10 protein-coding genes and 1 pseudogene are annotated in these 14,431 nt (G+C 64.1%); all 11 read right to left on the minus strand.

Annotated features, from left to right (window positions below; all coding sequences use genetic code 11):
• Positions 1-3 precede the first annotated feature (3 nt).
• Positions 4-579: a hypothetical protein gene (locus tag ACSMXN_RS17210; protein ID WP_155958340.1), complete on the minus strand. Its 576-nt coding sequence runs from the start codon at positions 577-579 to the stop codon at positions 4-6.
• Positions 579-2,630, minus strand: coding sequence for a DNA primase (gene dnaG, locus ACSMXN_RS17215; protein WP_022913035.1), 2,052 nt, complete (start codon positions 2,628-2,630; stop codon positions 579-581). The genes ACSMXN_RS17210 and dnaG overlap by 1 nt, the downstream gene beginning before the upstream one ends.
• 36 nt (positions 2,631-2,666) lie before the next feature.
• Positions 2,667-4,055, minus strand: coding sequence for a deoxyguanosinetriphosphate triphosphohydrolase (locus ACSMXN_RS17220; protein WP_455407609.1), 1,389 nt, complete (start codon positions 4,053-4,055; stop codon positions 2,667-2,669).
• Positions 4,004-4,609 carry a YbjN domain-containing protein gene (locus ACSMXN_RS17225; RefSeq protein ID WP_022913037.1) on the minus strand — a complete coding sequence of 202 codons (606 nt, stop codon included), beginning with the start codon at positions 4,607-4,609 and terminating at the stop codon, positions 4,004-4,006. The genes ACSMXN_RS17220 and ACSMXN_RS17225 overlap by 52 nt, the downstream gene beginning before the upstream one ends.
• 72 nt (positions 4,610-4,681) lie before the next feature.
• Positions 4,682-7,375 (minus strand): pyruvate, phosphate dikinase, encoded by a 2,694-nt coding sequence (ppdK, locus tag ACSMXN_RS17230; RefSeq protein WP_022913038.1) that lies wholly within the window; start codon positions 7,373-7,375, stop codon positions 4,682-4,684.
• 174 nt (positions 7,376-7,549) lie between these two features.
• Complete coding sequence (dusB, locus tag ACSMXN_RS17235; protein ID WP_027139375.1) at positions 7,550-8,698, minus strand: tRNA dihydrouridine synthase DusB; 1,149 nt, start codon at positions 8,696-8,698, stop codon at positions 7,550-7,552.
• On the minus strand, positions 8,692-10,101 hold the full coding sequence (locus tag ACSMXN_RS17240) for a glycine--tRNA ligase (protein WP_027139376.1): 1,410 nt from the start codon (positions 10,099-10,101) through the stop codon (positions 8,692-8,694). The genes dusB and ACSMXN_RS17240 overlap by 7 nt, the downstream gene beginning before the upstream one ends.
• Before the next feature lie 75 nt (positions 10,102-10,176).
• Positions 10,177-12,252, minus strand: coding sequence for a hypothetical protein (locus tag ACSMXN_RS17245; protein WP_022913041.1), 2,076 nt, complete (start codon positions 12,250-12,252; stop codon positions 10,177-10,179).
• Between the two features lie 187 nt (positions 12,253-12,439).
• Positions 12,440-12,766 (minus strand): annotated as a pseudogene (locus tag ACSMXN_RS17250) (antibiotic biosynthesis monooxygenase family protein); the annotation flags it as partial.
• Positions 12,763-13,620: an isoprenyl transferase gene (locus tag ACSMXN_RS17255; RefSeq protein WP_022913043.1), complete on the minus strand. Its 858-nt coding sequence runs from the start codon at positions 13,618-13,620 to the stop codon at positions 12,763-12,765. The gene ACSMXN_RS17255 and the pseudogene ACSMXN_RS17250, both read right to left, overlap by 4 nt.
• Before the next feature lie 30 nt (positions 13,621-13,650).
• On the minus strand, positions 13,651-14,418 hold the full coding sequence (gene recO, locus ACSMXN_RS17260; protein ID WP_022913044.1) for a DNA repair protein RecO: 768 nt from the start codon (positions 14,416-14,418) through the stop codon (positions 13,651-13,653).
• Positions 14,419-14,431: the final 13 nt, after the last annotated feature.

A 14,431-nucleotide genomic window follows, 5' to 3' on the forward strand; every position in this document is an offset into this window, starting at 1 on the left:
CCGCTACTCGGTCGGCGCGCTGGTCGCTCTGGCCAGGTAGTTCAGCAATACGGCACGATCAGCAGGCGTGTCAGGCGTCGAGCTATCGAACCGGGCAGTCCAGGTCAGGCCATCTACCCCGGGCACCCGACGGGCGACGATTCGACCGGTGCCTCCCGGGAGATTGACCTGTTCCGAGCGAGCGATACTCGTCTCTACGCGAGTTCGGACCACGGCCGGCAGGTTGCGCGGTTCGGTGAGCGCCAGGCTGATCGGCAGTCGGTCAGTGACCAACCCGGCAAAGTCCGAGTCGGTAGCGAGATCGCCCTCGATCACCACCAGCTTGTCATCTGCCCAGTTGGCTTTCACCACACGATCCCAGCCGATCCGGCGCCAACCCGACCCTGCCGGCGGCTCAGCTGGCGCCCCAACCTGCGACACCGACTCGGGAACCCACAAACCGACGTTCGTCGCGACGACGACCGGCTGTGATTCATCACGCACATCGGCAACGGCAAGGGCCCGCTCATGACCGGCGAACATCTTGCGGAGATCAGCAGGCGGACGAATCCACCTATCCGAAAAGGACAACAAACGCACTACTCTCCTCCGATTGCCCGCAGGCGCAGCTCTCGCCGGCGCTGTTCCAACTGCATCAATTCCGCGAACAACCTGCCCTGCTCGTCGGCATCGGCATTGGCGTCCAATCGTTGCACCCTGGACTTCAGGTTTGCCACCTGCCGGGCCACGACCTGTTCAGCCAAGCTGTTCACCATCGCTTCGGCATAGCGACTCTGCGCGTCCGTTCCAGATCGCAGCGGCTCGACAGTGAGGGCATTGACCATGGACCGAGCCTCAGAATCAGGCGGCAGATGTTCTGAGACGCGTTCGACCCACAGCGGGCCCCCGGTGGCCGTCGCCGCACCGCCGGCCGCGCCGATCGCGGTCTGCAACTGCTGGTGAACCGCGACCAAAAACGCGCCGGAGCCAAGCTCATCGAATTGCGCGGCGACCACATCGGGGAGCTGTAGTGCCGCCTTGATCACCTCTCGCTCGGTTTGGGCGACCCTCGGCGCCACGCCAACCGGCGATGGCGCCGACGACTGTGAACCCTGGAAGGACTGGGCACCCTGGGAAGGAGGGGCACCGTTGGACGGCTGAACGCGTTGGGACGGCGCCTGCGTCGCGTTCTGCCTGTTGCCATAACCCTGTCTGTTGGCGTAATCGGCCCGATTGCCGTTTGTCGACGCTCGTTCAGAGCCGCCGCGAGGCTGCTGTCGGGCCTGATTGCCACCGCGCTCATTCGTGCGGACGAGACCACGAACCCGAGCCAACACGTCGTCGGGGTTGGCGACGCCGACCAGCTTGGCAACCTCACCGGCGTAGCCGACCCGATGCGCAGGGTCTTTGAGTTGTGCGACCAACGGAATCGCCTCGTTGAGCGCCGCGGCGCGACCCTCGACCGTGTCGAGGTCATAGCGCTTGATCAACGTCTCCAACATGAAGCGCAACAACGGCCGGTTGCCTTCGATCAAGGCACGGACGGCGTGATCACCGCCGGCCTGGCGCAGCTCGCACGGGTCCTTACCGGTCGGTTCGATCGCCACAAACGTCTGCGCCATGAACTTTTGCTCGTCCGCGAAAGCCTTCTCTGCCGCTTTCATACCGGCGGCATCGCCGTCGAAGGTGAAGATCACCTTGGTTTTCGCCTGCGCCTCTTCAGCGCTGTTACTCGACCACAGCCGGCGGATCACGTTGATGTGCTCCGCGCCAAATGCGGTACCGCAACTGGCGACAGCGGTCGTGATGCCGGCCAGATGGCACGCCATCACGTCGGTGTAGCCCTCGACGACCACGGCGGTGTTCTGCTTGGCGATCTCGCGCTTGGCCACGTCCATGCCGTAGAGCAGCTGGCTCTTCTTGTAGATCGGAGTCTCGGGAGTGTTGAGGTACTTGGCTTCGATCTTGTCATCGTCGTGGATCCGCCGCGCCCCGAACCCGACGACCTCGCCGCTGATGTCTTTGATCGGCCACAGCAGCCTGCGATGGAACCGATCGATCATCGAGCCGCGGCCCGATTCCTTCGCCAGTCCGGCCAGATTCAGTTCGGCCGGTGAGAAGCCGCGGCCGAGCAGGTACTTGGTGAGGGAGTCCCACCCGGACGGTGCGTAACCGCAACCGAACTGCTTGGCCACCGTGGCGTCGAACCCCCGCTGAGCCAGAAAGTCACGAGCTGGTTGGGCTTCCGGCGACAGGAGCTGGTCGCAATAGTATGCGGCCGCCAGGGTATGGGCCTCCACCAGGCGAGCTCGCTGACCGGGCTGGCGTTGCGGGCCACTGCCACCTTCGGCGTAGCGCAACTGGATGCCCGCTCGGCTGGCGAGATTCTCGACCGCCTCGGTGAAGGACAGATGCTCGATCTCTTGGACGAACTTGATGACATCGCCGCCGGCGCCGCAGCCGAAACAGTGATAGAGGCCCCGTGCTGGCGAAACCGACAAGGACGGCGACTTCTCATCGTGAAACGGGCAGATGCCCTTGAGATTTCCACCGCCTGCGTTGCGCAGCTGAACGTGCTCGCCGATGACGTCGTCGACCCGGGACTTCTCGCGGACCTCCGCGATGTCCTCGTCGCGAATCCGTCCGGCCATGGCCTCAGTCTATGCGGCAGCACCGACCGGGCCGAGCTATCGGCGCGGGCGTACCAGCCGAGCATGCCAGGCAATAGCCGCCGAATCGGTCAGCTGGGCGACCTGGTCGATGACCACCCGCAACCGTGCCGCGTCATCGGCAGCTAGACGCCAGTCGTGCCGCAACACCTCTGACAACGCCGACTCCCCCGCGGACAGTAGCGCCCCCACCAACTCGGCGAGCACCCGTCGCTGGTGGGCCAGCAAGTCATCAACCTTCGGGCGTCGCATCACGTAGCGAAGAGCGATCGCCTTCAACAACGCACATTCCGCGGCCACGACCGGGGGCACGACGAGATCGGCTGCGTACCGACCGAGCGGACCGGTGCCGTGCTCGGCCCGGGTGGCGGCCACTGCGGCGCCTGCGAATCGGCCTGTGAGCTCGCTAGTTGCCCGCTTCGACGCCACCTGCGCGCGATAGCTACCGTCATAGCCCGTCAGATCTCGCAGTGCTGGGAGCTCGAGAAGGTCGGCGAGCACCGATTCGAGATCCCTGGGGGCGAGCGGCGAATAGTGTTGCGCGGCGAGTACGCACAACTCGGCCAGCTCCGAATCATCCAGCTCGCCGATGCGGATGTAGCCGGAGTGCACGCCGTCTTCGACATCATGGACGGAATAAGCCACGTCATCGGCCCAATCCATCACCTGCGCCTCGAGGCATCGCTGGCCATCCGGGCGAGAGTCACGTAGCCATCGATAAGCGGGCAGATCCTGGGTGTAGACGCCGAACTTGCGGGCTTCGATGGTGCGTGGCCAGGGGTACTTGCAGACCGCGTCCAGGCTCGCCCTGGTCAGGTTCAAACCGGCAGAACGTTGTTCGGGATCGAGAACTTTCGCCTCCAGCCGAGTCAGGATCCGCAGGGTTTGGGCATTGCCCTCAAAACCTCCACAGTCCTCGGCGACCTCGTTGAGCGCGTCTTCGCCGTTGTGACCGAACGGCGGATGCCCCAGGTCGTGTGCCAAGCCGGCTGTGTCGGTGATGTCGGGATCGCAGCCAAGCAAACCGCCGATCTCCCGAGCGATTTGCGCGACTTCGAGGGAATGGGTCAGCCGAGTTCTGGGAAAGTCGTCCTGGCCCGGCGAAACGACCTGCGTCTTGTCCGCCAACCGGCGAAACGCATAGGAATGCAGCACACGCGCCCGGTCGCGTTGGAATTCGCCGCGATCGGCTGCCTCGGTCACCTCGATAGGGGCGTACTGGCCGCGTTTGGCCGCTTCACCAACCAACCGCTGAGCATCGGACGGGCTGTAGCCGAAGGTACGGCCGGTGTCTCGAACGGCTTGATCGGCTTGATCGGCTCGATCGGCTCGATCGGCATGGCCGCGCGGGCCGTTCAGACGTGCTCCTCGATCCACTCTGCAAACTGCTGCAGGTTCTGCAGCCACATGCCGACTGTGAACTTCAGCTGCTCGTGGCTGGTGCCGCCTTCGAAATCAAAGGCTTGCTCAGCACACACACCGACCAGGCCGTCGTCGGGGAGAACCGTGTAGGCCTTCGGAAACAGCTTGCTGCGGTTCCAGTCGTCGAGCACCAGCGCCAACGTCGGCCTCAGTTCCACGTCGAAACGACGGTTGAGGTACAGCCTGGCCTGAAGGACCTCTTGGTCCTGACCGTAGTGAAAGAAGTAGACGCTGAAGTTCTCCCACCGGACGGCAAGGTCGCCATCATCGTCGATGATCGACCGCAGACCGTAGTCGGCAAGGATGCGCTGTAACACCGCTGTCCCCGGCAACACAGTTGGGCCTTCGCGACGCCCGATGGCAAGCCCGATCAGCCGCCGCCGATCGATCTCCTCGTGGTGAGGTTCGGCGGCTTGATCGGCCTTTCGGCGGCTGCGGTGTTCGACACCCGGATCGATCGAGCCACCGCGGTCGCTGGCGCCGCCGTCACGACGATGCTCGACCGCAGCGCGGGCAGCAGCCCCCGCCGCAGCAGCCATACGTGAAAACCGACCAGACACCCCTGCGAGATTACCCGTACGGCCTGTGCGCCGCAGGAGCTCACCACCACCTCAGCGAGAGTCGCTGCCGCCGCCACCGTTTGCCCGACCAGCTTCCAGCCGCGCAATCGGAATCCGGAACGGCGAGCACGAGACGTAGTCCAGACCGACCTCGTGGAAGAAGTGCACCGAGTCCGGATCGCCGCCGTGTTCGCCGCAAACGCCCAACTTCAGGCCCGGACGGACGGCACGGCCGCGTTCGGTGGCGATCCGCACGAGCTCACCGACACCTTCACGGTCGAGCGATTCAAACGGCGATACGCCGAAAATGCCCTTCTCGAGGTAGTGCGAGAAGAACGCGGCTTCGACGTCATCGCGCGAGAAGCCCCACGTCGTTTGGGTCAGATCGTTCGTGCCGAAGGAGAAGAACTCCGCGGATTCGGCGATCTGACCGGCGGTCAACGCCGCTCGGGGTAGCTCGATCATCGTGCCGATCAAGAACTCCAGGTGCGCGCCGGTCTCCTGGCGCACCTCGCGGGCGACCTTGATGATGTCGTCCTTGATGGCTTCGAATTCCTGGACAGCGCCCACCAGCGGCACCATGATCTCTACGCGCGGGACACCACCGGCCTGCACGCGCAGCGCCGCAGCCTCCAAGATCGCTCTGGACTGCATTTCGAACAATCCGGGGATCACCAGGCCCAGCCGAACGCCTCGAAGTCCCAGCATCGGGTTCTGTTCGTGCAACCTGTGCACGGCCTGCAACATCCGCAAGTCGCCTTCACGCGGTTCACCCCGCGACTCGGCGACCGCCACCCGAACCGAGAGCTCCGTGATGTCCGGCAAGAACTCGTGCAGCGGTGGGTCGAGCAGCCGAATCGTTACCGGTAGGCCGTCCATCGCTTCGAAGATGCCGAGGAAATCGTCACGCTGCAGCGGAAGCAGTTCAGCGAGCTGACGTTCCCGTTCGGCGTCGGTATCAGCGAGGATGAGCGCCTCGACGAGCGAGCGTCGATCGCCCAGGAACATGTGTTCGGTACGGCACAAACCGATACCTTGAGCGCCGAACCGGCGGGCCCGGGCCGAGTCCTCCTCGGTGTCGGAGTTCGCTCGCACCGCCATCCGCCGCGATCCGTCCGCGACCTTCATGATCCGGTGAACGGCGCGAACCAGATCGTCTGCGTCTGCGCTGTCGGGATCGAGCTCGCCCTCGAAGTAGCGCACAACCGGGGAGTCGACCACCGGCACCTCCCCGAGAAAGACCTCGCCTGACGTGCCATCGATCGAGATCAGGGTGCCTTCGGGGTAGATCGTGCCGTCCTTGGTGGTGAAATGGCGTTCCTTGGTATCGACATCGATACCCTCGGCGCCGCAGACGCAGGTCTTGCCCATGCCGCGCGCGACCACGGCAGCATGACTGGTCTTACCGCCCCGGCTGGTGAGAATTCCCTGGGCAGCGATCATTCCGTCGAGGTCATCGGGGTTCGTTTCGCGACGGACCAGGATCACCTGCTCGCCACTGCGCTTCCATTTGATCGCGGTATAGGAATCGAAAACCGCTTTGCCCACGGCAGCGCCGGGTGAAGCGTTCATGCCCTGAGCGATCTTCTGCGTCGATGCCCGCTCGTCGAAGTGCGGGAACATCAACTGCGCCAACTGCGCGCCAGTAACCCGCTGCAACGCCTCGTTCTCGTCGATCAGACCTTCGTCGATGAGCTGCGTGGCTATCCGGAAAGCTGCTCCCGCGGTGCGCTTGCCCACGCGGGTCTGCAACATCCACAACTTGCCGCGCTCGATGGTGAACTCGATATCGCACAAGTCGCGGTAGTGCTCTTCCAGCTGCGCCATGATCGACATGAGTTCGTCGTAGGACTTCTTGTCGAGGGTCTCCAGGTCGGCCAGCGACAGGGTGTTTCGGATGCCGGCTACGACGTCCTCACCCTGAGCGTTCTGCAGGTAATCGCCGTACACGCCCTTGGCGCCGGAGGCCGGGTCGCGGGTGAAGGCGACGCCGGTGCCCGAATCCGAGCCGACGTTGCCGAATACCATCGAACAGATGTTCACCGCCGTACCGAGGTCAGCGGGGATCCTCTCCTGGCGGCGGTAGAGGATCGCTCGAGGCGCATTCCAGGATTCGAAGACGGCCCGCACGGCCAACGTCAGCTGTTCCCGTGGGTCCTGCGGAAATTCGCGCCCGGCCTGCTCGACGACGACCTGCTTGTATGTCTCGACCAGCTTGCGGAGGTCCTCTGCGTCCAGGTCGAGATCGTTCTTCGTACCTTTGGCGGTCTTCGCCGAATCCAGAGCGTCCTCGAAGTGTTCGCCGGCGATGTCGAGCACGGTCTTTCCGAACATCTGGATCAGTCGCCGATAGGAATCGAAGGCGAAACGCTCGTTGCCGGCCTGGGCGGCTAGCCCGCGTACCGACTGGTCGTTGAGACCGATGTTGAGGACCGTTTCCATCATGCCGGGCATGGAGAACTTCGCCCCAGAGCGCACCGAGACGAGTAGCGGGTCATCGGACTGACCCAATTTCTTACCCATCTTCACCTCGAGGGCCTGGAGGTGCTCGGCCACTTCGGCCGCCATCTCTTCGGGCTCACGACCACTGGCCAGATAGGCCTGGCATGCTTCGCTGGTGATGGTGAATCCCGGGGGCACCGGTAGACCCATCTTCGTCATCTCGGCAAGGTTTGCGCCCTTACCGCCAAGCAAGTCCTTGAGGTCTCGGTTGCCCTCAGAAAAGTCGTAAACAAATTTCGTCATCGCACGCACCGCCGGGTTTCGATCGAGAAGCGAGTCGGATAAGAGAGTCGAATTAGACTAGTCCAGGTAAGCCTTTTCGGCCCTTGCTAGGTGTGCAATTTGGCCAACGAATGTCGGCTACGACACAGCCTGGGTCCTAACCCTACGCGCGGACGGTGATCCGCATCTCGGGAGTCAGCCGCCCGAATCAGCGAGTTCGGCACCGAAGGGAACGACGCGAGACCCGCGATCTGCCAGCCAGCCCTCGGGTAGCGACACCGAGCGGGCTCCAGACGTGCGACCCCGAGGTCGGCCGAGCACCTCGAGCGGAAACGGCTGGCTGAGGTCCATCTGGTGAAGTAGCTCATCCAGCTCGCTCAGAGCGGACGCCATCGCCATCGATCGGCGTAGTTCCGAGCCGACGTTGAAGCCCTTCAGGTACCAGGCGACGTGCTTGCGGAAGTCGATCACGCCGCGTTCCGCGCCGAGCCATTCCGCGAGCAATTCGGCGTGCCGCAGCATGGCGCGCGCCACCTGAGCGAGGTCGGGCAGGTGGATTTCACTCGCTCCACCGAACGCGGCGGCCAGATCGCCGAACAGCCATGGACGCCCGAGGCAGCCTCGCCCGACGACGACGCCGGCACACCCTGTCTCGCGGACCATGCGGACCGCATCGGCAGCTTCCCAGATGTCGCCGTTGCCCAGCACGGGTATATCGAGCAACGAGGCAAGTTCGGCGATCGGCTCCCAATCGGCCTGGCCGCCGTAGAAGTCTGCTGCGGTGCGCCCGTGCAGAGCGACGTAGGCCACGCCGGCGTCTTGTGCGCGAAGCGCGGCCTCGCGATACGTCAGGTGGTCATGGTCGATGCCAAGGCGCATCTTGACGGTCACCGGAACCTGACCGCCCGCGGCCTGGACCGCAGCTTTGACAAGATCATCGAAGAGATTGATTCGCCAGGGTAGGGCCGAACCGCCCCCGCGCCGGGTCACTTTCGGCACCGGGCAGCCGAAGTTCAGATCGACGTGATCGGCGAGATCGTCCTCGACGATCATCCGCACCGCTTGCCCCACCACCGACGGGTCAACCCCATAGAGCTGCATCGAGCGCGGTCGCTCGTCCTCGGCGAAAGAGATCATCCGCATCGTCTTCGGGTTGCGCTCGACGAGTGCCCGGGACGTGATCATCTCGCAGATGTAGAGGCCGGCGCCGTACTCCCGGCACAGCCGTCGAAAGGCGACATTCGTGATACCGGCCAGCGGAGCGAGCACAACTGGTGGGTCCACCGTGATCCGATCGCCCAATTCGAGCGGACCGGCAACCGCGGCCAGTTGATCGGTCAACAGCCGATCAGCCGTTCGGCCAGGTAGCCCTCGACCTTGTCCAAGGAGATCCGCTCCTGAGTCATCGTGTCGCGTTCCCGAACGGTGACGGCGTGGTCTTCCAGCGTGTCGAAGTCGACGGTGACGCAGAACGGCGTTCCGATCTCGTCCTGCCGGCGATAGCGCTTTCCGATCGCCTGAGCGTCGTCGAAGTCGACATTCCAATGCTGACGCAAGGTCGCGGCCAGATCGCGTGCCTTGGGCGAGAGGTCGGCGTTGCGCGACAACGGCAGCACTGCGACCTTGACCGGCGCCAGCCGCTTGTCGAGCCGGAGCACGGTGCGCTTGTCGACACCGCCCTTGGTGTTGGGAGCCTCGTCCTCGGCGTAGGCATCGAGAAGAAAAGCCAGCGTGGCCCGGGTCAAACCAGCCGCCGGCTCGATCACGTATGGCCGGTAGCGCTCGTTCGTTTCCGGATCGAGGTAGCTCAGGTCGGTTCCCGAACGCTCGGAGTGCGTCGTCAGGTCGAAATCGGTCCGGTTGGCGATGCCTTCGAGTTCGGCGAACTCCGAGCCACCAAATTCGAAGCGGTACTCGATGTCGACGGTCCGCTTCGAGTAGTGCGACAGCTTCTCTTTCGGGTGTTCGAAGAAGCGCAGGTTCTCCGGGTTGATCCCGAGGCCGATATACCAGTCCCAGCGCGCCTGCAGCCAGTACTCGTGCCACTGTTCATCGGTGCCCGGCGGGACGAAGAACTCCATCTCCATCTGCTCGAACTCGCGGGTTCGGAAAATGAAGTTGCCTGGGGTGATCTCGTTTCGAAACGACTTGCCCGTCTGCGCGATGCCGAACGGCGGCTTCTTGCGGGCGGTCGTCATCACGTTCTTGAAGTTCAGGAAAATTCCCTGGGCCGTCTCCGGACGTAGGTACGCCAGGCCCGAGGCATCTTCGACCGGGCCCAGATAGGTCTTCATGAGGCCCGAAAACTCGCGCGGTTCCGTCCAAGTGTGCCGGTTGCCGCAGTTCGGGCACGCAATGTCATCGAGCGTCCATTCGCCACCGGCGCTCCCGTCGGCCGCCGTCGGCTTGCGGCCCTTCTTCGCCTCGAACTCCTCGATCAGGTGGTCTGCGCGATAGCGCTTGTGGCAGTTCGTGCACTCCGTCAGCGGGTCGGAGAACGTCGCTACGTGGCCCGAGGCCTCCCAGACCGCCGGCGGGAGCACCACGGCCGAGTCCAACCCGACCACGTCATCACGGGTCGTGACCATCGTGCGCCACCACTGACGGCGGATGTTCTCTTTGAGTTCGACACCGAGCGGACCGTAGTCCCAGGCCGACCGAGTCCCGCCATAGATCTCGGCAGCCGGAAAGACGAAGCCACGACGCTTCGCGAGGCTGACTACAGAATCATTGCGATCCACGGGCACGAGAGGACTCCATTACCGACGATTCGAGCGTTGCTTTCCCTCAAGGATATCGGCCTGGCAAACCTCGTATCGTGCTCAGGATCTGGGTGCGACCCGTCCGTCCGGCTGCAAATCGCCCAGATACACCGACATCGTGCGAATGATGGTCTTCTTGGGTCGACTGGTCAACGGCTCATCCCACACCGGAAATGCACCGGCGAGCACGGGATTCTGCTGTGGCGTCGTCCAGGGAACGGCCGTTTCGACAAATGAGACAACGGTGATCGGACGGTTGTCGGTCCAATTCGACCGTACCGCTAACAAGGTCTGCGGTGTCGACTCGGACAACAGCACCGCCTGCACTCCGCATTTGATTCGCAATGCGGGCAGGAAAATCCGGCCGCCGTCGGTGTTGTCAGCGATGACTACATGATCATCACCGACCCGCGCGCACACCGAATCGACGAACGCCCGCGCTCCGGCGTACTGAGTTGTCGAGACGACCGGTCGAAGGAACAGCAGCGGCGCCGTCGCCACCAACAGCCCCGCGATGAGAGCCATCGGCCATAACCGTGGAAACCGCCGCCCGAAGATCCGTAAGGCGCCGGTGGCTGCGACCAATCCGAGCGGTATCACTATTGGTAGGAATCGCCGCATTGCCCAGATCTGGTCAGGCGTGATCAAGGACCGATTGAGGTAGAGCAGGCTGGCGGCGCCCTGCACACTCAGCACCGCGGTCAGCCAGACGTCGCGACGCCGCCAACCCTGAACCAGCAGCAGCGAGACGCCTATTGCTCCCAGCACCACGACCGGCCAGGAGAAGTACCACGCCAACCAACTGATGGTGTTCTCGTCGTAGGTACGGGTGCCGTCAACCGCCAAGTGATTCGCAGCCTGCCGCGTTGCGATGGCCGCGGACGCCGCGACATGGCGCTCGTAGAAGAGCGGGCGAAGCGCCATTGCGACGAACCCGAGCAACACCACGACCGCTGTCCACGACACCCACTTCGAACTGCTACCGCCGAGCCTGGCCCGCAGGCCTTCGAGACCGGGCAAGAACCTGGACCCGACCGCAAGTAGCGCCACGACGATGGTCAGAGCCGTCAAATCCCTGATCTGACCCCACGACGTCATCTCGTAGGTCGCGCTGTTACGAGCAAGATCGATGAACGCCAGCCCGACGCTCACCGAGGCGCCAAACAGCACCCACAGCAGGCACTGATGTAACTCGCGGCGGCGGCTGGCTGACCGGGCCAAGGCCGCCACGAGCCCGAGGGCAAAAATAACTCCCAGCAGGAAGATCAAGCCGTCCGTACGGGACAGGAAGGTCGCACCGAGCGCAACACCCGCCGCCGATGAGCGCAGCGGACTTGGAGACTTGAGCGCCGCCCGCAACAACACCAACCCACCGATACCGAGGATCAGTGCCGTCGGTTCGGTATAACTTGACCGGCTGAACGCGATCATGGGCAGTGAGGTGGCCATCGCGATCATCGGAACGAGCGCCCAGGCCGGTCCAAGCAAGCGGCGGCCGAAGGCGTACACACTCATCAGGGCGACCCCGCCGACGGCCAGGTTCGCGGCCAACACACCGCTCTCGCCGGCGAACCAGCCACCTGTGGCGAAGAGGCCAGGAACAAGCGAGGAGCCCTGCGGTTCCCAATGATTGCCGACCTGGAAGAAACCGCTCGTATCGACGTAAGCACCGGACACGTCCTGCGCGCCGGTTACCGCATCACCGTTGGGGATGTTCGGCGACGCGTGGTGGACCATCCAGATCGCCCGCAGCGTATAAACGGCGGGATCGCGGACCACGATGTAGTACTCGGAGGTGTACCCCAGATTGACCAGGACGAACGCGATCGCCACAATCACCGCTACCGCCGACCAGCGAGCCGAACGCCGTTCGGCGGTCATCGGCTCAGGCAACAGGCGCCGACCGACGAACAGGGCCGCCACGAATAGACAGAGCACCGGTAGCTTTCGGAACTGACCGAAGGTGGCCAGCGGTCCGACCGCCACGACCGCACACAGGAAGATCACAATCGTCGCGTCGGGGACGGCACTCAACCGACGCGTCCACGGTCCGCCACGGCGCTCGGTGCCCTCAGAATCCACCGGGGCGTATGCGGCTACCGGAACCGAGGCGGCGCCGGCACGGGTCGTCGACACCTAGTCACCTCCGCGCGGTCGTCCCGCCTCATTGAACGCACAAATATTGTTCAGACAGCTAACTGTTGCCTGGGCAACTGTCTCAGACGCTGTCGTTCGGCTCCACTCCAGCGTCCGTTTCCTGTTCCATTTGCTGTTCCGTTTGCTGGCCCGGTCCTTGGCCCGCAACCCGGGCCACCCAGTCCGCGTCGGGCGCTCGGTCACTGGCTCGAAGGGTCATCGCGCCGTCCGCGCCGATCGTCACGAGCATTTCGAAGGCGCTGGGCTGGTCGATGGCCTGCGCCATCAGCCCGGTGGCGGCCAACTTCACCTCGTAGCCGCCGAGCCCTCTGCGATAGGCGCCGACCGATTCCCATTCGCTGATCATGATCCACGCGGACTCGTCATCAGTTGCTCGGCCGAGGCTGCCCTGGATGAATCCCGGCCGCGCCGCCAGCGCGGCCAAAGCCACTCGGCCGCGCTCTCGAAACAGCTCGATGTCCTCGGCGGGCCGAAAGTGCAGCACGGCGATCATGAATTCGCCCTGCCCAGTCGCGACCGGCCCGCTCGCGACCGGCTGGGGACTGCCTGCCCGTCAGTAGGAACCTCGGGCACCGGTTGATTGACGGCTCCCCCGTAGCGGCGATCTCGGCGCGCGTAGTTCTCGCAGGCTTGCCAAAGATTGCGCCGATCGAAGTCTGGCCATGGAGTGTCGACGAACAGCAGTTCTGCATAAGCGGACTGCCAAAGCAGGAAGTTCGAGGTCCGTTGCTCGCCAGAGGATCGGATGAACAGGTCGACGTCTGGCAGGTCAGGCTCGTCGAGAAAGCGCGCGAACATCTTCTCGTCGATCTTGTCGGGCTTGAGTTGACCGAGTGCGGCGAGTGCGGCGATCTTGCGGGTAGCGTCGACGATCTCGGCCCGGCCACCGTAGTTGACGCAGAACTGCAGGGTCAATCGATCGTTGTCCTTGGTGTATTGCTCGGCATCCTCGAGTTGGCTGAGCACCGTTCGCCACAATCGCGGGCGCCGGCCGGCCCACCGGATTCGTACGCCCAGGTCGTTGAGTTCATCGCGTCGGCGGCGAATGACGTCTTTGTTGAAGCCCATCAGAAATCGTACTTCGTCCGGCGAGCGTCGCCAGTTCTCGGTAGAGAAGGCATACGCCGAGATCACCTTCACGCCAATTTCCATCGCACCGAACAGCACATCCATCAACGCACCTTCACCGGCGCGGTGACCTTCGGTGCGTGGCAAGCCGCGCTGGTTAGCCCATCGTCCGTTGCCGTCCATGACGATGGCGACGTGCTTGGGCACGAGCTCGGACGGAATAGCCGGCGGGCGGGCTCCAGATGGGTGCGGTGGGGGCGGTGGCCAGTTCGCAGACATTGCCCAACCGTAGTCCGAGCGGACCGCCGCTCAGCGATCGACGAGGGGTAGGGACCGGATTCCCCGCTCCAGGTGCCACTGCAGATGTGCGGCGATCAGCCCACTGGCCTCGCGGCAGGCCGTCGCGGACGCGGTGTCGGCGACCGGCCAATCGCTGGAGAGCAGGGCCGCCATGAGCTCCAGCGATTCCGACTGAGGCCGCGCGCTGCCTGCCGGACGGCAGTTCGGGCAGACAGCCCCGCCGGCGGCGATATGAAATGCCGCGTGCAGGCCCGGTGCTGAGCACACAGCGCATTCCTTCAAAGCCGGTTCCCAGCCCGCGAGCGACATCGATCGGATGAGAAATGCGTCGAGAATCAATGAGGGATCGTGCTCGGCGCGCGCCAAGGACTTCAACGCTCCGACGAGCAGCAGGTACTGGCGCAGGGCAGGCTCGCCCTCTTCGGCGGTGAACCGCTCGGCGGTCTCGCAAATGGCAACCGCTGCCGTCCAGGCCGAATAGTCCGATGAGAGCTTTGCCCCGTAGTTCTCGACGGTTTCCACCTGCGTTACCAGGTCAAGGCCAGGTGAGCGCGGATGTCCGTGGTCGGCATCAGGCTCCGCGGTGCGAGTGTGCAACTGCACATCGATGTGGCTGCCTGGTTCGAGTCGAGCGCCGTAGCGAGAGCTGGTTCGGCGAACCCCTTTGCCGACCGCCCTGATTCGGCCGTGTCGCCGGGTAAGTAGCGTGACGATCCGGTCCGCCTCGCCCAGTTTGTGCACGCGCAGAACCACTGCTTCGTCGCGGTAGAGGGGCACTACTCCATCGTCT

It is taken from the genome of Parajatrophihabitans canadensis (genome assembly GCF_053764775.1).

Excerpts from the sequence above, each read along its gene's own strand:
- dnaG (WP_022913035.1), bottom strand. The coding sequence starts at position 2,630 with ATGGCCGGACGGATTCGCGACGAGGACATCGCGGAGGTCCGCGAGAAG.
- ACSMXN_RS17225 (WP_022913037.1), bottom strand. The coding sequence starts at position 4,609 with ATGGCTGCTGCGGCGGGGGCTGCTGCCCGCGCTGCGGTCGAGCATCGT.
- ppdK (WP_022913038.1), bottom strand. The coding sequence starts at position 7,375 with ATGACGAAATTTGTTTACGACTTTTCTGAGGGCAACCGAGACCTCAAG.
- ACSMXN_RS17255 (WP_022913043.1), bottom strand. The coding sequence starts at position 13,620 with ATGTCTGCGAACTGGCCACCGCCCCCACCGCACCCATCTGGAGCCCGC.